This window comes from Candidatus Uabimicrobium helgolandensis (assembly GCF_041508025.1).
Classification (GTDB): domain Bacteria; phylum Planctomycetota; class Uabimicrobiia; order Uabimicrobiales; family Uabimicrobiaceae; genus Uabimicrobium; species Uabimicrobium helgolandensis.
Genome location: NZ_CP165719.1, coordinates 6,933,134 through 6,954,094, shown reverse-complemented (window position 1 = coordinate 6,954,094; position 20,961 = coordinate 6,933,134). Strand labels below are relative to the sequence as shown.

15 protein-coding genes are annotated in these 20,961 nt (G+C 35.6%); 7 read left to right on the top strand and 8 right to left on the bottom strand.

Annotated features, from left to right (window positions below):
• Positions 1–2: 2 nt before the first annotated feature.
• The 3 genes from UABHE_RS25865 to UABHE_RS25855 form a co-directional block, all read right to left on the bottom strand.
• Positions 3–929, bottom strand: coding sequence for a hypothetical protein (locus UABHE_RS25865; protein ID WP_372366203.1), 927 nt, complete (start codon positions 927–929; stop codon positions 3–5).
• A 36-nt stretch (positions 930–965) separates the two neighbouring features.
• A complete protein-coding gene (locus UABHE_RS25860) occupies positions 966–3,686 on the bottom strand; it encodes a protein kinase (RefSeq protein WP_372366202.1) in 2,721 nt (906 codons plus the stop codon).
• A gap of 86 nt (positions 3,687–3,772) precedes the next feature.
• Entirely contained in the window at positions 3,773–5,167 is a 1,395-nt protein-coding gene (locus UABHE_RS25855; RefSeq protein WP_372366201.1) for a C39 family peptidase, read from the bottom strand.
• A gap of 644 nt (positions 5,168–5,811) precedes the next feature.
• Between UABHE_RS25855 and UABHE_RS25850 the strand changes: the two genes are divergently transcribed.
• Entirely contained in the window at positions 5,812–7,626 is a 1,815-nt protein-coding gene (locus tag UABHE_RS25850; RefSeq protein WP_372366200.1) for a C25 family cysteine peptidase, read from the top strand.
• A gap of 139 nt (positions 7,627–7,765) precedes the next feature.
• On the opposite strand, the gene UABHE_RS25845 is transcribed toward UABHE_RS25850, so the two are convergent.
• The 4 genes from UABHE_RS25845 to UABHE_RS25830 all read right to left on the bottom strand — a co-directional run bounded on the left by UABHE_RS25845 (position 7,766) and on the right by UABHE_RS25830 (position 11,813).
• Positions 7,766–8,221: a hypothetical protein gene (locus UABHE_RS25845; protein WP_372366199.1), complete on the bottom strand. Its 456-nt coding sequence runs from the start codon at positions 8,219–8,221 to the stop codon at positions 7,766–7,768.
• Between the two features lie 142 nt (positions 8,222–8,363).
• A complete protein-coding gene (locus UABHE_RS25840; RefSeq protein WP_372366198.1) occupies positions 8,364–11,033 on the bottom strand; it encodes a dynamin family protein in 2,670 nt (889 codons plus the stop codon).
• Positions 11,034–11,042: 9 nt separating this feature from the next.
• On the bottom strand, positions 11,043–11,384 hold the full coding sequence (locus UABHE_RS25835; RefSeq protein WP_372366197.1) for an STAS domain-containing protein: 342 nt from the start codon (positions 11,382–11,384) through the stop codon (positions 11,043–11,045).
• Between the two features lie 3 nt (positions 11,385–11,387).
• Complete coding sequence (locus tag UABHE_RS25830) at positions 11,388–11,813, bottom strand: ATP-binding protein (protein ID WP_372366196.1); 426 nt, start codon at positions 11,811–11,813, stop codon at positions 11,388–11,390.
• Between the two features lie 379 nt (positions 11,814–12,192).
• Between UABHE_RS25830 and gltX the strand changes: the two genes are divergently transcribed.
• Complete coding sequence (gltX, locus tag UABHE_RS25825) at positions 12,193–13,674, top strand: glutamate--tRNA ligase (RefSeq protein ID WP_372366195.1); 1,482 nt, start codon at positions 12,193–12,195, stop codon at positions 13,672–13,674.
• 221 nt (positions 13,675–13,895) lie between these two features.
• Complete coding sequence (locus UABHE_RS25820; RefSeq protein ID WP_372366194.1) at positions 13,896–17,579, top strand: SUMF1/EgtB/PvdO family nonheme iron enzyme; 3,684 nt, start codon at positions 13,896–13,898, stop codon at positions 17,577–17,579.
• Positions 17,580–17,910: 331 nt separating this feature from the next.
• Here UABHE_RS25820 and UABHE_RS25815 read toward each other — a convergent pair whose 3' ends face one another.
• Entirely contained in the window at positions 17,911–18,135 is a 225-nt protein-coding gene (locus tag UABHE_RS25815; RefSeq protein WP_372371683.1) for a four helix bundle protein, read from the bottom strand.
• A gap of 13 nt (positions 18,136–18,148) precedes the next feature.
• Between UABHE_RS25815 and UABHE_RS25810 the strand changes: the two genes are divergently transcribed.
• The 4 genes from UABHE_RS25810 to aroQ are packed head-to-tail and all read left to right on the top strand — an operon-like array spanning position 18,149 to position 20,932.
• Positions 18,149–18,340, top strand: a complete 192-nt coding sequence (locus tag UABHE_RS25810; protein ID WP_372371682.1) for a transposase — start codon at positions 18,149–18,151, stop codon at positions 18,338–18,340.
• Between the two features lie 56 nt (positions 18,341–18,396).
• Entirely contained in the window at positions 18,397–19,395 is a 999-nt protein-coding gene (locus UABHE_RS25805) for a tetratricopeptide repeat protein (RefSeq protein ID WP_372366193.1), read from the top strand.
• Positions 19,389–20,483, top strand: coding sequence for a 3-dehydroquinate synthase (gene aroB, locus UABHE_RS25800; RefSeq protein WP_372366192.1), 1,095 nt, complete (start codon positions 19,389–19,391; stop codon positions 20,481–20,483). Before UABHE_RS25805 ends, aroB begins: the two co-directional genes overlap by 7 nt.
• Positions 20,484–20,485: 2 nt before the next feature.
• Complete coding sequence (gene aroQ / locus UABHE_RS25795) at positions 20,486–20,932, top strand: type II 3-dehydroquinate dehydratase (protein WP_372366191.1); 447 nt, start codon at positions 20,486–20,488, stop codon at positions 20,930–20,932.
• Positions 20,933–20,961 lie beyond the last annotated feature (29 nt).

Here is a 20,961-nt window from a genome sequence, read left to right as displayed (position 1 = left end):
TTTTATTCCTTTAAACGATGTACCTGTTTCCATACTTCTTTTGCAAAACCAGATTTTGAACGACAAGAACGAAATTTTCCTGCAAATCCAGAAGGAGTAGTGATGTGTATAAAGCCTTTTATATACAAGGGCTCAATATCCTTTACTAAAATTTGACAATTTTCAGTTAATTGTTGTTGTTGTCTTAAAGATAGCCACTGCGAAGAAAACCAATGTTCAAAGTACTTTTCTTTTGCTTCTACGGTTTTTATGGGAAAATGAGTGTAGTATTTTTCCCAAAACACTTTATTTTTTAAGTGTGCATTTTTTGCTTGAAAGTTGTTATATAGATTTTCTTCTAAGGTTCCAAAATGCAATTCTAAAAAACGGTAGAATGGTTGCCATTTTCCTATGGCTTGTATAAAATCGTAAAATTCATCACTTATTGTTATATCTAAGATTTGAAAATTTTTTCTGTCTTCGCTATAAAGTTTGCGGTAGTATTTTTTTTGGTCTTCTTCGTATAGTATTTTACCCCTTGCACTACTTAGATAATTATCAAGTCGTTTAAGTGAGTTGTCTTTACTACGATAGTTATTGATGGCCTTATATAGTTTATAACCGATAGCGCGGAATTCTTCACGAATAAAGAAATGATATCGGACATAATCATCGAGTATTTTGTTATCAAAAACCGTAACGAGTTTTTGTTTGAAAACCTCTTGATCTAAGTCTACAACAACCAAATAACCATTTTGATTTTTTGTTTGAGCATTTCCATAAGCAAAAAATGAAGCATTTCCACCTTCTCCAGAAGTAGGTTGATTGCTTACGCAACAAACTTTTGCATTTGTTACTTCTATAATCCATTGATCTAAAGTTTGAGTAAACAAGCCATTTTTTTTAATGCTCTTGATGTTTTGTTCTAGTGTTCCGTGGAATAATATCATATTTTTCCTTACTTCGGATGTAGATATGCTCTTTGATCAATGTAGAGCATAAAGAATACCATAAGTGCTCATAAAATAGACTTTCCCTTCTGAAACCGATACTGATGATCTTATGGCGGCTTCTATTTCATACTTCCACTTTACTTGACCTGTTTTACAGTCTAGTGCATAAAGAGTGTTGTCATCACTTCCGATGTAGAGGGTCTTACGTGCGACAGTTGGAGAAGCGTATATTGGGCCACCGGTTTTGTACTTCCAGCGTATTTTTCCGCTACTGCGATCAACAGCATATACAAATTGGTCGCGGCTTGTGAAGTATACGCTATCTTTTGTGATTGCAGGACAAGAAACACTTACGTGCTGTCCCCAAATTTTAATAATGTCACCACTCGCTTCAAAAGTGTACACTAGACGATTGTTAAACATCACCCCTGTCCATATTTTGTTAGGCTCGATTGTTTTTATGTCGCGTAGATAATAAGCACGGAAGTGCCTTGCTAGTTCGCGCTCAAGGGGTTTATTTATTTTACCAGTATTCAAATCTTCGCTGTATTTTGCGGGTATGTCACAGATAAATTGTCTTGTTTCTGGAGTAAATTTCCAAATAAGAGTGCCGTTTTCTTTTTCAAGACAATACAAGGTATTACCTACTAATGAGTAAATGTTGTTGTTACCTACTGCAGGTATTGTAGGAGAAAATGAACGAGTAGGGACGCGGTATCGCCATATTTCTTTACCGTTACTGCGTTTTCTTGCGCCAATAAAATCATGTTTTTGTGGAATGTAATTGTTAAATCCTTGGTAATAGTAAAGGTTTTCCTCATCCATTGCTAGACTATCTGAACCACTGTCTTGAATATGACTTGACCAATGGAATTTATTTTTTTTCCATGTCGGTTTTCCTGTTTTTGAGTTGACAAAACTGTGGATGTTGTCGCCGCCAATATAAATTTTATTTTTATGTACAACTGGCGAAGTATTTGTTCTTATGCCAATAGCGGGAAAGCGCTGCTTTTCTTCGGGAGTCATGACTTCGATAAGACGCCAACGAAGATCGCCGGTTTTTTTTTCAAGGCAATACAAATCGTTGTTTAGAGAAACGGTAACGTAGCGAGAAGTAATTGTTGGAGATCCTTGTATATTTGATCCAATTACTTGTTTTATCACAGCATTGTGGCGCCAATTTTCTTTGCCGGTAAATTTATCTAAGGAATATAACACTTGAGAATTAATGGAAAAGTTTTTGCCGACAACATAAACGTTGTCTCCATATACAATAGGAGATGATGATTGCATTTTATTCACAGAGTAATTGACTTTTCTTTTCCATAAAATGCCATTCAAAGTGTCTATACCTGGTTCGTTGGAAAAACCTGTGCGTTTAGCATCAACGCGAAAAGCACTCATTTCAGAAAAATTTAACTTCAAGGAAATATCGCGTTTAATAAGTGTATTTCCTAAATCGAAGATGACAGATACAGTCGTTTCCTCACTTATCTCATCGTTAAGAGTAATAGGAACATATATTTTATTTTCTCCCGCTATATTTTTTTGTTCGCTACTGCACAACTTTATATCTTTACCATACACCTCTATATGTGTGTAGTGTCCAACGCTTTTTGTGGTCCAAGAAATGGCAAGTTGAATAGTATCATTGTCGCTGAAAACTTGCTTGTTGTTCTTGTTGTGGTCTAAGGCTTCTATCTGTATTTCGCGGATAAGTGATTTAGGAGTTTGAAATAGATACATATAAAGAATAATCGCATTGGCGAGTAAAACGATTAGGAACCAAGGAGCTAAAGTATTACGTCTAAATTTGCGAATACTACGCCCTACTTTACCTAGAGGTCGTGCTGTTATTTTTTGATGGTTAAGAAAATTTTCTAGGTCGGTAACCATTTCATCAGCTGAAGAGTAACGTTTACTCTTATTTTTCGCCATTGCTTTTAGGCATATTCCCTCAAGCTCAATAGGAACGTTGGCGACAAGATCTTTAGGAGGAATTGGTTCTTCATGAAGGATTTTGTATAAAAGTTCTATGTGGCTACCTTCAAAAGGTGGTTTATGAGCAAGTGTTTCATATAAAATAGCGCCTAACATGTAAACATCCGTTTGGGCATCGGTGTTGTGTATATCCCCGCGAGCTTGCTCTGGAGCCATATAAAATAAAGAACCAATAATCGTACCCGATTGCGAAAGTTGTTTTTGTTCAGTAATGTCTTTAGCTAAGCCAAAATCCATTACTTTGGGATCTTTGTCGTTTGCCAGCATTATGTTCGATGGTTTCAGGTCGCGATGAATAACACCTTGTTGATGGGCATAGTGGACAGCGCCACTAATGGCAACCATCCATTCACTAATTTGCTTATAAGATGGCGAATATCTTTCTAGAAATTGCCGTAGCGAAATACCTTCAATATACTCCATAATAAAATATGGACGTTCATCTTCGGTACCTAAGCCATAAATGTTAATGATATTTGGGTGCGTTAGTTTTGCCATAGTTGTTGCTTCACGTGAGAAACGTTCGTCGTTTTCTTGTAATGAAACTTTGAGAGCTACAGTTCGATCTAATTGTGGATCATGAGCTTTGTATACTGCTCCCATGCCACCTCTACCGATTTCTGTTAAAATTTTGTAGCATCCAAATTGGCGACCTTCTAATGATGTACGCGTATTATTGTTTTTACTTGCAGGTACTTCAATGATTGTATTATCGAATTCGTTGGTTTCTGAGTTTTCGTCTTTTTGGTCCATATTCTTTTCCTAAAATACAAATGCTAAAAAAATTCGCATACGCATCATACGAAACCATACTCTACGCGTCAATAAAAGAAGCGAACTCAAAATTTCAATTGTAAAACAAATTTTTGCCAATCTTTTTTAAATTTTTGCATGTCTGTTGTTTGTAAAACGGCTTGCAATGTTTTATATCCTGTTGGATCTTGGCGGTAATTTTTAGCAAATGAGTGGTAAAATTTTCGCAGTAGTTTTTTATGTTGTAAATAATAACAAAGATATCGCCCTTGGCTATAGTTTGTTCCAGGGTCTTCATTGTAAAATTCATAAGTTGATGTGGAAGTAAGAGTTTTGAAAGAAGGGACTTTTTTGGCGATGATCGCGCGTTTCAATCCTTTTAAACGCCAATTGGTCAGACCATAGATTTGTTCGTTTTTTTCGCGGCACTGCTCATACAAAGAGGCTAGTCCTTCGTTAAACCAAGAAGGGCACTGCGAGAAATTACTCGCAACAAAAGGGTGCACTATTTCATGAACCAATGTTCCTCCACCAGTACTAATATTCATAACTAGTGCTTTGTTTTTATACGAATAATAGCCAAAAGGGGTGTGGGGTTTTTTCCCAAAAAGTTTGTAGGTGTTTTTTACATAACTACTTTTATTTTTAAACAACCATATATTTATAATATGGTCGGGGTCGTTGTTGAAATAATCTTTTTTTAATAGATCGACAGACCACTTAATTGTTCTTTGTGCGCGACTATGAACTACACGTGAGTCTTCATCTCCTATTACCACAAAAGGTTTTTGAACCATAATTGTAAAATTTTTATGTGGTAAGATTTTTTTTGTGCGCATAATATGTTGTGCGTAATCTGCTTTTGTAAAGCGCTCTGTTGTTTTGAAACGTTTTACATTTTTTAAGTCGATATTCAAAGGGATGCGAATTAGTGTCCAGTTAGCGAGCTTATATTTTAAAGGCCATAGCTTTAAGAAAAGTTTGAGTTTCATTTTTTGGTAGCTACCATTTGCCACGGCTGGCTCATGATATATAATTTCTTTTGTTACAGCGTCATAACCACAAATTAAACGAAAATGTTCTGTGGTATTTGGACGATCTGAATAGTGCATACATACAACAGAAGGGATACCTTTTAGTAAGTCTTTATATAATTGTTTCCATTGCTCTTTGACACCTTTTTGGTAATTAGGAGAAGGAGCTTTATACCAAACCCTGCCTATTTCAAATCCGATATTTTTTAATGCGACAGCAAATTCAGGTGTATAACAACCGCGTCCTAAACCTGCTTTTGTAGGTGAAAAATTAAATACCTCGTCTTGAGTCATATTTATCCCTCTGTTTTGTAGATACATTGCGACGCAAGCTTCTCCACAGAAATCAGGCTTTTGCTGAATATGAGGAATATCTTCTATTATTACGCTTTTTTCTTGTGTAAAACACAAAATAGTTAATAGTAGTAAACAAATGTATTTTTTCATTGTATTCTCCCAATATGAGGGGACTATGCTTTTGTCAGGTTGCTTATTGCGCTACGATTGAAATAACTCACAACTGTTTTTTATAAAAATAGATGCATGGCTCCTGTGGAAGAGAAAAGGCTTGTGTAGTAGTTGAGGTGAGGTCGCACGAAAATGATTTTTTTTTTCGCAATTATGGGATTGCACCTAGTTGTTTAAATGTAAATAGCTTCTTTTGATGATCTTATGGTTAGTTAATAGCTATTATAAGCTATCTTTTATAGTTTTTCAAGAAGGATATGGATGCAAGGTTATTTATTACAACGCTTTATGTCTTTTTTTTTTGCTCAGATCTCTTGTTATGATTGGTAAAGAAGATATTATCGAGATAGAAGCTAGAAATAGGAATGGTAAGAATAAAAAGTAATTGCATGTTTTTGTCATAACAGTTATATTATATAACTTACAGTCGTAAATTTCGATTATATTTACTATGTATTTTGTTTTTTTTATAGTAAAAGTTTACGAATTTTTACAGAGTGTAATTTTAAGAGATACACATTTTTGTGTATATACTATCAACAACATTTTCGTAAAATTGTTGATATCCACATAGGGAGGTTTTATGTTGGAGGTGGCTATTTTATTAGATAGCCAAATTTTTCATGAAAAAATATTTAACATTGTTAGTGGTACCTTTTATTTCGTTGCTTTTTGCCGATGAAATATTTTTGAGTAGGACACCTGAGGAAACAAATACGAGAATTGTTAAAGAAGATTTGTCTTCCAATGTCGGATCTACAACTATTAAATTTCATATAAAGTCTGTTTTTACAGAAGAAGTAGAAACAAGCAAAGGGAAATTTACTCGCTTATATGTTCCAGGTTGTTTCAATACCAATAAAGAAGGAACACCAAAATTACCAGTTGCTAGTCGACTTGTTGAGGTTCCTTATGGGTGTGAAGTAACAGCAAAAGTTGAATCTGTGGTAGAACGCGAGTTCGATTTAGAAACAATTGGAATTCATTCTCCTATTTCTCCATACCAACCTTCTGTTTGTAAGCAAGATGAAATTTCTGATTACAAATTGAATCCTATAGCATACATAACAAAGTATTCTAAAACGAGCCCACTTCGTGTGCGAGAAGTAGGGGTTATGCATAACTACAGGTTGATTCTGTTACAAATGCAACTTGCAAACTATAGTCCAGTAGAAAATAAGATTAAGTTTTATAACGACGCTGTCGTAAAACTTACTTATAAGAAACTCGATATGCAAAAAGTGAGTGCATTTAAAAATAAGTACGCATCTCCTTCTTTTGACGCTCTTACAACACGCATGATGACAAGTAAAACAATGTCAAAATTCCGCGGAAAAAGAGCGCCTTTAAAGTATCTAATTGTTTCTGATCCAATGTTCAAGAATTCTCTACAACGTTTTATTGATCATAAGGAACAAAAAGGTTATAAAATTGTAACGGCGTATACTGATAAAATTGGAAAAACAACAGACAAGATTAAAGCTTATCTTCAAAAACAATACGATAAACCAAGTGATGGAATTACTCCAAGTTTTCTTCTTCTAGTTGGTGATAACGAACAAATACCAGCGTGGAAAGGGACCCAAGGGGCTTATGTCACTGATTTGAATTATAGTTTGTTTAAAGGGGATGATTTTATTCCCGATGTTTTATGTGGACGATTTTCTGCAAAGACAATTGCCGATCTAGAACCTCAAATAGACAAAACAATTGTTTATGAAAATGCACAGTCTTTGGATAACGAATATCTAAATAAAATTCTTCTTGTTGCAGGGTGGGATGCTCATTTTACCAAAAAAAGAGGTATTCCTCATTTACGCTACGCTTTAAAGTACTATCTTACAGCGAAGAGTGGCTACAAGGATGTACAAGAGAATACATTTTTATCTACTGATTCTCAACAAAATGTAGATGCGATTAAAAATGCTTTTAATCGTGGTATTGGGATATTCAATTATACTGCTCATGGTGTAGAAGATGGTTTTGTTGACCCAGAAATGAAAAATTGGGATATAAAAAACCTGACTAACTATTCAATGTATCCTGTTATTGTCGCGAATTGTTGTTTAACAGGAGCTTTTGATGTAGATACTTGTTTTTCGGAAGCAATGGTACGCGCAAAAGACAAAGGAGCTGTTGCGTTTATTGGTGCAACTAGCTTTACGTTTTGGGATGAAGACTTATGGTGGGGTGTTGGCTATACCAGCATAACTAGTAATATAGAAAAAGGACTACCTCCTCTTCGCCCTGATACAGGAACAGGTGCTTACGATTATAGCTTTCAAAAATTAAAAGAATTTACAAATTCAGGGATGATGCTAACTGGTAACATGGCTGTCCAAGAAGCAAATTCTCCTTTAACTAAATATTACTTTGAAGTTTACCATCTTTTTGGTGATCCTGGAATTTCTACATTCTGGGCAAAAGCAAATAAATAGTTTGTTAGTATAAAAGCTCTATTCCGAGCTTTTATATGTCAGAGCCTGTTATAAAATTGCTAATCGACTAAAATTGGTGGCGATTTTACAACGGGCTCTCAAACATATTTTATTTTTGAAAATCTAAACAAAACACTTTTTATTTTTGTTCGTCATCTTCTACTATATCTTCAATTTCCTCAACTTCCTCCTCTGTTACTTCTAAACGACCAAACATACGTTTCAAAGGTGGCTGCTCGAAGAATTTTGCTAAGCTCACCAAATGACCGACGAATTGTTCCATTTGATCAGTAGCTTTTGATATTTGTACTTCCATTTCTTGAATGCGTTGTAGTAAATTGCGTATAGAAGTTTCCGACACAGTAATACGATCGTTGATTTGCTTTTCACGCTGTTGTATTTCCTTGATTCTTTCATCAGTTCGCGAAGAATTTTCCCGCATTTCTTCTAGGTAACTAAGTATGTCTTCTAGGGCATCCGTTTGTGCAAAAGTTTCGACTATTTTTTGGACAGCTTCTTCTAAAACAGCCCGTGTTCCTTGGTCTACAAATCCAGCATATTCTGCTTCTGTTTTTTGGATATCGTTCTCTGCCATTACTAGACCTTTCTTTTCTTTTAATTTTAGATTAGGGTGTGTCCCTATTAATTCGATTTTAAGCACTAACTTGTAATTTTAAAGTATCTTGTTATTACCTAAAATAATTCGAATTCTACAAAAATCTAAATAGGTACATATCCTATAGAGAAAAATTATCTAGTGATTTTTGTTCACTAGAAAATTGTTTTACATCTTTGAAAAAATTACGGATAAAACCTTCGCGACCACTAATAAGTCGCGGTTGAGTTCTTGTTAATATTTCTAATGCTTTGAGCTCATCACTTACAGACTCTTTGTCTCCTAAACTATTTGCAAGCCATAACAGTGATGTCAGCAATTCTTCTCCATCACCTAAAACAAATGGACGAAGACCATATCCAGGTGATTTTTTTAGACGTTGATATGATTTGAAGGCATCTATAAATTGTCCTCCTTTTAGCAAACGACCGGCGCCAAAACCAATGTAAGCTAATTTGTTCTTGTTGCTTTCTAGTATATCTTTTATTGGTAAATTATCTAGTCGCGTGCATTCATGTCCAATTTGGTGAAAGTCCACAGCGCGCCAAATAACATCTACTTGATTGACAATCTGTGAAAATGTTTCTACCGCATCTTCGGATTCAAAGATTTTATCATGGACAATGATAACCTTAGTCTTTTCTAAGAACCAATTTTCGCGATGGTCATTGCTATCACTTGAAACATGTTTTATCGGGAGTGATGTTGGAACAGCTAGCCCACAACCGTAGACAATAATGCTTGAATATAGATCATTTTCATCTAGTGCTAAATCGCCAACCATAGTGAGGTAATTGGCCATTTCTTGGGAAAAAGGAGTGGAAATCAGCACTTTGTGTTCTTTTTTTTCAGGGCATATTTCGCGACTCACATGCCAAAAACGATATGTTTTGTGATTAAAAATAAGTGTACGGCATGCACGTAAGATAGGAAGAGCTAGTTTGGTGTAGTGTAAAGTTCTTGTTGTCGCCATTTCTAGCGTTTTGCGACGTTTTTTATATTTTAAAGCACTAAAACCCATGGTGTGTTGTTTGCCGCTATGTTGTAGTGCGGCATCGAGCCAATCGCGGACTGTTCGTAATTGATTTAAAAGAATGCGGTAAGGTTCTGGATCATGATCAGCTGCACTGGTGTTTAGTTCGTCTTTTTTCTTTGCTAGAACAGTGAGAATTGTCCCTACGTTTTGAAACCAACTTTGGCTCCAAGTCTTTAGGTAGTTGTTTAGAGTTACTAAGTAGATACTATGGTAATCAAGTAAGCCTTCTTTAAGAGCTTCACGATCTACGAAGTTTTCTGTTACTTCTCTTTCTGTATACCCCCAATTATCTTTTTTGAATAGTTTTCCCATCCATCTTTTCATTTTTGAGCTAGCGCCTGCTTCTTCAAGAACATCTACGCGCACAACTTGCTCGTATCTTTTTAACTGTGGCATATCAGGAATGGTTTGCGCTTCTTCGGGGCTAATGTTTTGTAGATCAACAGATAATTCTAAGGCAATAGCGTTGAGGCGTTCTTCTATTGCATCAGCTTGTTTGAAAAAAACGTTTTCTACGGATTTTATTTTATCGCGAACAGCTGTAGCTAGGTTATCTAGTTTTTCGTCTTCCCATTCTTCGATGGAAACTAAAAAATCTTCTTTTACTTTATATATGCTTTGTTGAAGTTCAACAAGATTTGGAAATCCTTCGTCAGTTTCAACAGGTATATCATTTTGTAAATCGTTTAGTCTTTGTTTTTGTTGTTCGCGAAAATGAGAGGCTTCTTTTTCTTTTCCTCTTGCGCTAAAATAGTCCATTTTTACGCGATCAGCGAGTTTTTGCGTTTCGTTGAGTATCAGTTGTAGGCGTTTACCTGCTATTTGTTGAGAAACCTTATCGTGTAATTTTCCTAGTACACCTGTCACTTCTCCAAAACCGCTTTCGCCCCACTTTTCCATAGTTGTAGGATCAACATCTGGAGATTTTAGGCGCATATTTAAGGCTTCGATAGAAGAAACTTGAATAATGTGAGCGTTTTCTAAACCAATAGTTTGGTGTAATAAATTTTTGACGCGATTTTGATGCTTTTCTAGAACTTCCTCGGTGGTTTCAATCACCTTACCACCTCTGCCGTAACGCGCTTCAACAGCGTCTTTATGGGTTTGTACGACAATAGTAGGTTTAGATTCACGACATATTTTCGCTAACGCTTTTAGGTTCTCTTTATCACTTGTTGATTTTGTGGTTGTCAAAAAAAGCACAACATCGACAAGAGGTATCAATGTACGCAAAGTTAGCTCTTCGTGTCCTTGAAGTCCAAAGGCATCAAGTCCTGGAGAGTCAATAAGATCATATTTAGGTGGAATCATTAGTTTTGGCAAGTACAAGTGCATTTCTTGAACATTTTGCTCATTATTTGGATTTTCTGCTTCATCAGCATAGCGCTTTACCCACAGTGAATTGCATTCTTCGTTTTCGAAATTGTATTCATTTTTATCTGTAAATAGTACTTTGAGTTTGCGCTCATTTGATTTACGACATACCACTAAAATACCAGAAGTTGGTTGTGCGCCTCTTGGTAATATATCTTCGCCAGCTAAAGCATTGATAAAAGTAGATTTTCCTGCCGATGTAATTCCAACTAAACCAATTCTTAAAAAGTTTTTTTCCCAATCATCTACGCGATTTGACAACCACGAACTAAAATTGTCTAGATATGTGGATGTTGGAAGTTCTCCTTTCTCAAGATTCTTCAGTTTTTCAATAGCTGTTTTTAATGTTTGTGTATGGTTAATATTGTTGTTAGCATCCATTGTTGTTTCCTAAGGAAGGTTGTTGTGAACTTCTTCTAAAGAATCAAAAAAGCGAAAGCGATTTTCAACCCTAGTCAACTTGAATACTCGCATAACTTGAGGTTGAGTTTTTACTAGCCAAACTTGGCCATCTTTTTTCTCCATGCGCATAAGTGCAACGAGAAAACTTGCTAATCCCTCACTAGCCAAAAAATCAACTTCTTCCATGTTCACAACAAGCAATTTAATATTTTCCAGATTGGTAATTTCTACAAATTTAGGTTTTACCACTTTAGCAGACTCAAAATCTAAACTGCCTTGTAGTTTGACTAGGTAACTATGTTTACTTAAATCTTCTACTTCGATGGTCATGACTCATCTTTCTGTAAATTTTTTTAGTTTCCAAATATTCATACCATGCGCTGTTCGTGTATATGAAAATTCGTCCATTAATTCTTTGATAATTGGAATTCCCATTTTTCCGATTTTACATGTTTTTGCAAAATCAGGCATCGTGGCTTTGTTGATGATTTCTTGGCAAAAAGAACAGCCACGATCACGAACAAGTATTTCTATTGATTTTTTTCTTATTTTAAATGAAAACTTTATATTTCCTTCTTTACCACAATAACCATAGCGTATAATATTTGTAGAATGCTCTTCTAGGACAAGAGCAACATCATGCATTGTGTTACTACACACACCTGCTTTGCAACTGTTATCCATCCAAAAATTACGAATACTGGACAAATATTTAGTATTCGCAGGGATCGAAACATTGAAGAGTAGAGGGGATTTCATTTTTACCCAAAAATAAAGTTTTAGCAGTTTGGCTCTCTAGAACTACATAACAAATTGGAAAGTGGATCTTTACTGTAAGGCAATAAGGAACAACAGCTTATGTGGACAGGTTGCGCAATTTTGCTTTAGATAATCTAGTTCTAGTTTAATAAAACAACAACAAGAGTTCACTCGATATGTACGCAGATTACCTCATCACATACTCTAGCTTGTATATTAATTATAGCTATAAAAAAAGTAAATTGAACATTTTTTTGCGGATATATAAAAATATTGTTAAAATAAACTCATAATATGAATTCATCTTGAAACATTTTGCTACAGAGGATTACTTTTTATATAAAGTAGTCCTAATTTGCCTAGATCAAAGGATGTAAATATGTCACATGTGCGGGTAAGAATAGCCCCGTCCCCTACAGGAGCTCCTCATGTAGGAACTGCCTATATCGCTCTATTCAACAAAGTTTTTGCGATGAAAAACAGCGGGAAATTTATTTTGCGTATAGAAGATACTGATCAGACGCGCTCTCATTTTGAATACGAAAAAAATATTTTTGATGCTCTAAAGTGGGTGGGTCTTTTATGGGATGAAGGGCCTGATGTCGGAGGAGAATATGGACCTTATCGACAAAGTGAACGAACGGAAATTTATCGTCAACATGCCGAAAAGTTAGTGCAAAAAGGCGGTGCTTACCGTTGTTTTTGTACTTCAGATCGTCTTGCTAAAATGCGAGCTGATCAAATGGCAAGAGGTCTATCTCCTAAGTACGATGGGAAATGTCGTCACATTTCGGAAAATATCGTGGCGCAAAAAGTGAATAACAAGGAACCCTTTACTGTTCGTTTAAAAGTTCCGCGAAGTGGAAAGTGTGTTTTTGAAGATCGTTTACGCGGTCGTATTACTTACAACTATAAAGAAATAGATGATCAAGTACTGCTAAAATCCGATGGATTTCCTACTTACCATCTTGCTAATGTGGTTGATGACTATCTAATGAAGATATCTCATGTTATTCGTGGAGAGGAGTGGATTTCTTCCACGCCAAAACACGTACTTTTGTATAAATTGTTTGGTTGGGAACAACCTGAATTTATTCATATGCCACTTTTACTCAATGCTGATGGCTCAAAACTTTCGAAAAGAAGAAATCCAACTTCCATTTTTTACTATCGCGATGCTGGTTACTTAGCTGAAGCGCTTTTGAATTATTTGGGGCTCATGGGATATTCTCGGCCAAGTGGTGAAGAAAAATTTACAATGGAAGAAATGGTCGAAGATTTTGATATTGAGCGCATAAGTCTTGGTGGTTCTACTTTTGACCTTGTAAAATTGAAATGGTTGAGCGGTAAATATATTCGCGAAGATTTAAAATCAGAAGCTTTACAAGAACGCTTGAATAACTGGAGACTTAGTAGCGAATTTTTAACCGAAATTATATCATGCGTTCAAGAAAGAATGGATACTCTAGGTGACTTTATTCCTCTTTGTAGTTTTCTATGGGCAAGAGAAGTTAAAGTTGACGCTGTCGATCTAATACCAAAGAAAAAAAATGATAAAGAAACAGCACAATTTTTGCAAACATTCTTATTTGCTATTGAAGAATCACCATTTTGGAATGCAGCACTTATCGAAGAAAAAATAAAAGAAGTTGCTGAATTTTTTGAATGGAAATTACGTGAAGCAACACACCCTCTATTTGTGGCCATTTCAGGAAAAAAAGTAGCTCCGCCTCTTTTTCACTCGATGGAGTTTCTTGGTAAAGACTTAAGTCGCGTGCGCGTTGTCGGTGCTATTGCTGCTCTTGGGGGCGTTTCTAAAAAGAAATTGCAACAGTATCAAAAAGCTTGGGATCAACGCTAAATTTAGTTTTGTGGTATTAATTTTTGATTAAAATTAAAGCGTAGAATATACGTTGGTTTGCGATACCACTGGTTTCTGCTGATTACTTTTCAGTAGAGAGTATCGCAAACCTTGTATTTTCTACTTTTAGTTGAGAACGAAAATCAATGTAACATTGCACTGGGCGTCCCTAGCATTTATGATTGTTTTGGTATCCAAATTGGGAGGTAGTCAAACAATTTATGTCTGGATCTATAAAGTTTTTCAAGTCTTGTTGTGATATGGTAGCGCGTATTGCTGTTTTTGCCTCTCATGACCCTATTTTCGGTGGTAGTGGCGATTTACACGGTTTGTTTCAAAAACATCGTGTCAAGGAACAACATGTTCACTATTGTTTTAAACAAGCTGTCACTGCATCTTTTAAGAGCATACAAGTTGCTCTTAATCAGAAACTTGGTCATGTAAAAGATGAGAAAAGTTATGTACAAGAAATATTTAGCTCTTTTCCTATTATAATAGACGTGGATTATTCAACTCTCAAAGAAGAGGCGCTTGACATATGTAACAAGATGTTGGAAAGCAATAACATAGATAAACTAATTCGCATTGAAAAATTATCTTTACAAATAATTGAGGATGTTTTTTATGAAATTTGTGAAGGAAAAATAATTGCTGCGTTGCCAAGAAGTTTTACCAAAGGTGTTTCGTCTATCTTACAATGCTCTCAAGACGATTTAGGGATTTCATTTATTCGTCAAAATAATCTTTTAGCAAAACTTGCCAATTTTCATTTTCGCAGAGCATGGTTTAATAACAAATTTTTTGAATTTCCTAAAGATTTTTTCGATTATAAAGGAATGGAAAAGCGTATCGAGTTCGTTGCACGAAAGTCTCAATACATACAACAAGATCTAACACCTCTAATGAATAGTTCTTCTAATGTTCAGCTTCGAAAAATGGCCAACGAAATTGAAAAATATGAGAGCGCTTACGAGAGAATGAATCAGTTTTTATTAGCTAATAAAAAACCCTTAAAAGTATTAGAATCGTTACAAATATTCCCTGGGGTTACCAGTAGTGGTACGCGTTCAGGAAATACATCTAAACATAGTTTAACTGATCGTGTTAACACAATTACTGCTCGCACGAGCTTTCCTACAGAGAAAAAAAAATCTACTATTCCTAAAAGTAAAAGAATTGAAAAAACGATTAGGAATATACCGCGTATGAGCAAAAGAGTTGAGCGAAAAACTCAAGAGCTAAAAGCACCTGTTAGTAAAAGGGTTGAACGAAAAACTCAAGAGCTAAAAGCACCTGTTAGTAAAAGGGTTGAACGAAAAACTCAAGAGCTAAAAGCACCTGTTAGTAAAAGAGTTGAACGAAAAACCCAAGAACTAAAAGTACCTGTGAGTAAAAGAGTTGAACGAAAAATTCAAGAGTTAAAAACGCCTGTTAGTAAAAGCGTTGAAAAAAATAGCGAAAACGAAAAAATTTCTACTTTAAGTAAGAGAGTCGAAAAATCGCAAAAAGCTCCATTGGGAGAGACTAGAAACTTTGTGAAAAACTCGAAAGCAAAAGACGACTCTCTTTTGGAGAGTGATGTTATTGTTTTAAACAATGATAAAGATGTTATTTTGTTAGAAAGACAATCAAATAAACATCATGAAAATATAATCACAAATGAAGTTCCTATTGACTCTGAAACATCAGAAGTTGTAATTAGCGCTTCTTTTCGCGAAGGTGTAAAAATCTGGCAAACAGATATAGATTTTACGCAAAGCCATGATAAAACAAATGAAGAAATTATCGTAAAAGAAAACAATCCTGCCACAGAAAAACCAACGGCAAATAATGAAGAAGTTAAGTCAAAGCCAAAAAATACGAAAAAAGTGCTTCGAGAAACTTCAGCTATAAAATCTGAGGTAAAAAAAGTAAAGGATATCATCGCACCAGTAATTAAAATTCTTGGACACAGAGTTAACTTTCGTCATTTCTTTGTTCGTGATAAACTCACACAGTTTCACAATCGAGTAAAAAAGGCTGAAAGTTATATTCTTAAATTACAAAAAAGTAAGCAAAAATCGATGGTCGCAAACGACTTAGGTCTTATTCTTAATGCTTTAGAGGTTCCGCGAGAGGCGGTAAATTATTTTAAAATAGCACTCAATGATAACCTTAGCCCAGAAAAATATAGTGTTGTTTGTAAAAACTATTTATACACGCTACTTAACATGGGAGATGTTGCATCTGCAGAAAAACACTTACGTAAGATGATTGCAAATCGCAATATTCCAAAGCTATACGATTACCAACGTTTTTCTTTTAAACATATACTTGGAGTTGGTAGTTTAGGAATTGCATTGTGGTGTTTTGATCAAATAGAAAATCAAGATGTTGTGGTGCGGTTGTTTTGGCGAATACCAAGCAATCAAAATGCCATAGATGAATTGCATGATATTCGTAATATGGAACATCCGCGGTTTGTTCGCATTCATGATATTCACGGTCGAGACGAATCGCTATACATTGTAAATGAATTTTTTGAAGGTCATAACCTTCGCGAACATGTTATGGGAGTACGCAAAGATAAGCCTCTTGAGGTGAAAGAAGCTTTACGAATTGTTATGTATGTAAGCCAAGGATTGCATACTTTGCATAGTAATAAGAAAGCCCATGGTAATATACGTCCAACTTCTATTTTATATTGTCCTAAAAGTGACAGTGTAAAAGTAACAGATATTTGTTGTAATTATTTTAGTGTCGCTCCTCAGTGGTTGCAAATTACTTCTAAATGGAAGCATCTGCCCAAAAAACATATTATTCGCGAAAAAGTAGCGGAAGTAGATGCTTATACTTCCGCAGAACAAAAACAAAAGGGTTATGCTAGCGAGAAATGTGACATATATAGTCTAGGAAAAACGTTAGTGTTTTTAGTTACTTCGCAATATATTCCTGGAGATAAAGTAATTTCCTTACCGAAAAACTTGCAAAGTGAAGTTGGCCATTTTTTGAAAAAAATGCTTCATCCTCAGCCAGAAAAGCGTTTTTCAGCGCTAGAGTTAGCAAAAGAAATAGAAAAAACAATTGGATACAATTCTTCGAAAAAAACAATCTCCAAAAGTCGAACTAAATTAGTTGTTCCTACTGGAGTAATAAAATCATCAAGGGGTTACGTTTGCTCTAAAGACCAAAGTGAATTGTGTTACGTTCCTGCCGGTCCTTTTTTAATGGGAGCAAAAGAAGTGTATGCCAAAATGGATGAGCAACCGCAAAATAAGATTTATTTAAGTTCATACTTTATTGACAAGTACCCTGTTACTTGGAGACAATATAAAGATTATTTAAAAGACACTTATGGTTGGATGAAGTGGCGTGGTTACCTACCTACTACACAGTGGAAGATACGCGATGACGAACCAGCGATAAATGTATCGTGGAAAGATGCGGAAAAATACGCAAAATGGGCCGGGAAAACGTTGCCTACAGAAGCAGAGTGGGAAAAAGCTGCGAAGGGCGGATTATTTTTAGACAAAGAACAAACTCAAAAAAATCCGTCGCCACAACGTCATTATCCTTGGGGAAACGCCTCGCCGCAAACAGAGCAATCATTTAAAGCCAATTTTTCACAAGCAAAATTAGCTAAAACAACGCCAGTTACAGCATATAAAGATGGCGAATCTCCTTATGGATGTATGGATATGGCTGGAAATATGATGGAATGGTGCTTTGATTGGTACAAGAGAGACTATTACAGGCATATTGTAATGAAAAACCCCCAAGGACCGGCAGCAGGCAAAGAAAAAGTAGTTCGAGGTGGAGCATGGAATACACCAGCACTGGCGCTAAAAAATACGCGACGTGGTCATTTTTTACCAACGACTACAGAAGCTCACATTGGTTTTCGTTGTGTCGTTAGGTTAACATAATTCAAGTTATGAGCTAGGAGTTATTTTTTGCTATTTACAATTAGGGCCTGTCATCATTCAAAGTATTGTCTATTTTTTCGAGCCCGATCTCGTCTAGCAATTTAAGTCTTACGTTTTTACTTGAACTTTGACCAAACGAGTAAGCATTGCTACAACTAGCAAAAGAAGTTCTCGTTCGTTGGCCAGAAGATTTTGTTTTACTAAGTGACCTGCCAAAAGTATTTACCCATTGGCATTTTGTTCTTTAATTTTCTAGCCTTGTTGCCCCTCTGTTACGCAGCTACGGCTGCGCGCCTTCGTCGCGCCGCGCTATAAAAATAAAGCCCTGCATTCAACGGGTAACTACTTTTGTCAAGTCACTTAGTTTTAAACATCGACAGATATCAATAATAGAAGCACATTCAGTAGCAGATCGGCGAGCAATTCTATAAAAACGAGCTTTCTCGGCAGAACAAAATTCACCAGCGCCTTCTGCTATATTTAAAGAAATCGACAAAGCAGCAGGCTGGAGTTGATTAGAAAGGTGAGAGTGGCCTTTTGGTAAATACTCTACAATTTTATGCGCAAGGATAAGATTTCGGAAGCGGGCTAGGGCTCGGAAACGGGCTCAAAACGTTCACCTTTATAAATCTCGCCATCTGATAGAACATCTATTCTGCAAACTCAAGCAATATCGAGCTATTGCTACGCGGTACGACAAAACTGCTCAGAATTTTTTAGCGGCTGTATACTTAGTTTCTTGCATTATTTGGCTTCATTAGCTTGAATGATGACAGGCCCTAATAGTTTGAAATAAAATTAAACTAGGAGATAAATTATGAAATTTGTTCTGCTACTCAGTATATTTTTTTTAGTTGCGAATGGAAATACTTGTGTTTGGGATGAAGATACTGTTGTCGATGAACTAGTAGTAAAAGAGAATACAAAAGTTTTTGATATTATCACCGGTCAATTTGCACATCATAGTGAGTTGTATTATCAGCATCGTATTTCGAATTTGCTTAGCAAATCTTCCCTCTCTGATCGAGAAAAAAACAACCTGGCGGTGAGCTATATACGAATAAAGCGATTTGATCTAGCAGAAAAAATATTATTATCTTTGCTAGAAAAAAACCCTAATAAGTATGAAGTACTTTCAAATCTTGGGGTTTTATCGAAGAAAAAAAGAGATTATCGCAGTGCTGTTTTCTACATGAAAAAAGCACTCAAAATAAAACCAGAAGGCCATATGGGGCTTGGCGACTGGTATTTGAAAATGCTAAAATGGTATGCAAAATACAATGGTAAGATAGCACAGGAAAACTTTTTGGGCGCAAGCTATAATAATCAAAGATTTTACGATAACTTTAGCTCTGAAAGTATGGAGAAATTACTTACTTTACTACGCAATGATCAACACTTTATCGATGGTTTTATTGTACTCGGGCGCGTACTTGAAAGCAGAGGCCACAAAAGTTTAGCGATCATGTCATATTTGAAAAAATTTAAAAATCGTACAGAGTTGTTTAGATTCATGAATATAACTAAAAAGGGAAGAGAGATTCACACTCATCTTAATGCTGCCAAAAAGAGTGTGAAGAAAAGCCAACGCTGGTTAAAACAATTCCACACAGTAGAAAAATTACTTTTGAAAGAAGATAAACTCCCTAGTTTTAAACTTACTCATCAAAAGCTGAAACAAAGTGGCATAGAAAAATACCGACCTAAAAAAATAAAATACGAAGAGGATGAAGACTTATGGGCAGACGATTTTTCATCGGAGGATGAATATTTAGACAATGAAGATCCTGATTCTGAAGATGACGAAGAATGGTAAGTTCGCAAGTAGTTTCTGTTTCTATTTCAGAAGAAACCCCAAAAAAATATAATGTTTTTATCAGTGACATTTCTATTTTTGAAGATACGAAGATAATAGAGCTGTTCTCTAAAAAGCGAATAATGCTTATCGCTGATGAAAAAGCATTTGGGCATCATAAGGATACTCTTCCTGAGTATTTGAAAAAAGATGCAGTTTATGTAGTGCATGATGCTGAAAAATCGAAAAATCTTGGAGAGATAGAAAGAATAACACAGTGGGCGCTTGATCATAATTTTGATCGCGGAGCACTTGTTGTTTCTTTTGGTGGTGGTGCTGTAGGAGATTTAGCAGGGTTTTTTGCTTCTGTGTATATGCGAGGAGTGGCATTTATTCAAATTCCAACAACACTTCTTGCACAAGTGGATGCATCTGTTGGTGGAAAAACGGCGGTAAACGCGTGTGGTGCTAAAAACCTTATCGGAAGTTTTTATCAGCCGCAAGCGGTAATCATCAACTCATCTTTTTTACAAACATTACCTACTAGAGAATTATATTCTGGTATGGCAGAAGTCATTAAAATGGGTGTAATTGGCGATGAGAAACTATTTTCAATTTCTGAGAGTGTTTGGGGCAAAGATGGTTTTGAGCCATTTGTTAGAATTAACGAAATCGTTGAACTTTGTGTACGTTTAAAAATGAAAATAGTTGCAGATGATGAACGCGATTTGGGAAACAGAATGTGGTTGAATCTTGGGCATACAACAGCACATGCTATTGAATCTGTTACTAATTATAGCTGTTATTTACACGGGGAGGCTGTGGCTTTTGGTTGTATTGTTGCCGCTCATTTTGCTCTAAAACTTGGTATTTGCGATGAAGAAACAACAAAAGATATAGAACGTACTTTTGCAAATGTTATTCAAAGTTGTTCATTTCGCGATCTTTCTACAAATAGTATTATTGAAGCAATGAAATACGATAAAAAGCGCGATGGAGTAGGAATACGATTTATTGCCCCGCAACAAATAGGTAAAGTAACTATACTCAACAATGCAGATGTTGATTTACTACACGAAGTAATTACTGAAGCTATTAAGAGGTACTAGTAATGCTCAATATTTATGTGATACATGGCCCCAATTTAAATATGCTCGGGGTACGGGAAACAGAGATATATGGACGTTTATCTTTGCAGGAGATCAATAAAAAAATCACTACTTTAGCTAATGAATTAAAACTAGAAGTGGCGTTTTTCCAGTCAAATCATGAAGGGGAAATAGTTGAATATATTCAGCAAGCACATTATGAAAATGTTGATGGAGTTATTATAAACCCTGCCGCGTATACTCATACCTCTGTTGCAATTCGCGACTCAATTTCAAGTGTTAAGCTCCCAGTTGTTGAAGTTCACTTATCAAATACACATTCTAGAGAATCTTTTCGCCACCTTTCGCACTTGGCCGCTGTTTGCCTTGGTCGTATTGAAGGGTTTGGTGCACATTCTTATTTGTTAGCTCTATATGCACTTCACAATTATTTACATGCCAAAAAATAAGTTGTTTTATAGACATAGAAAACCTATAA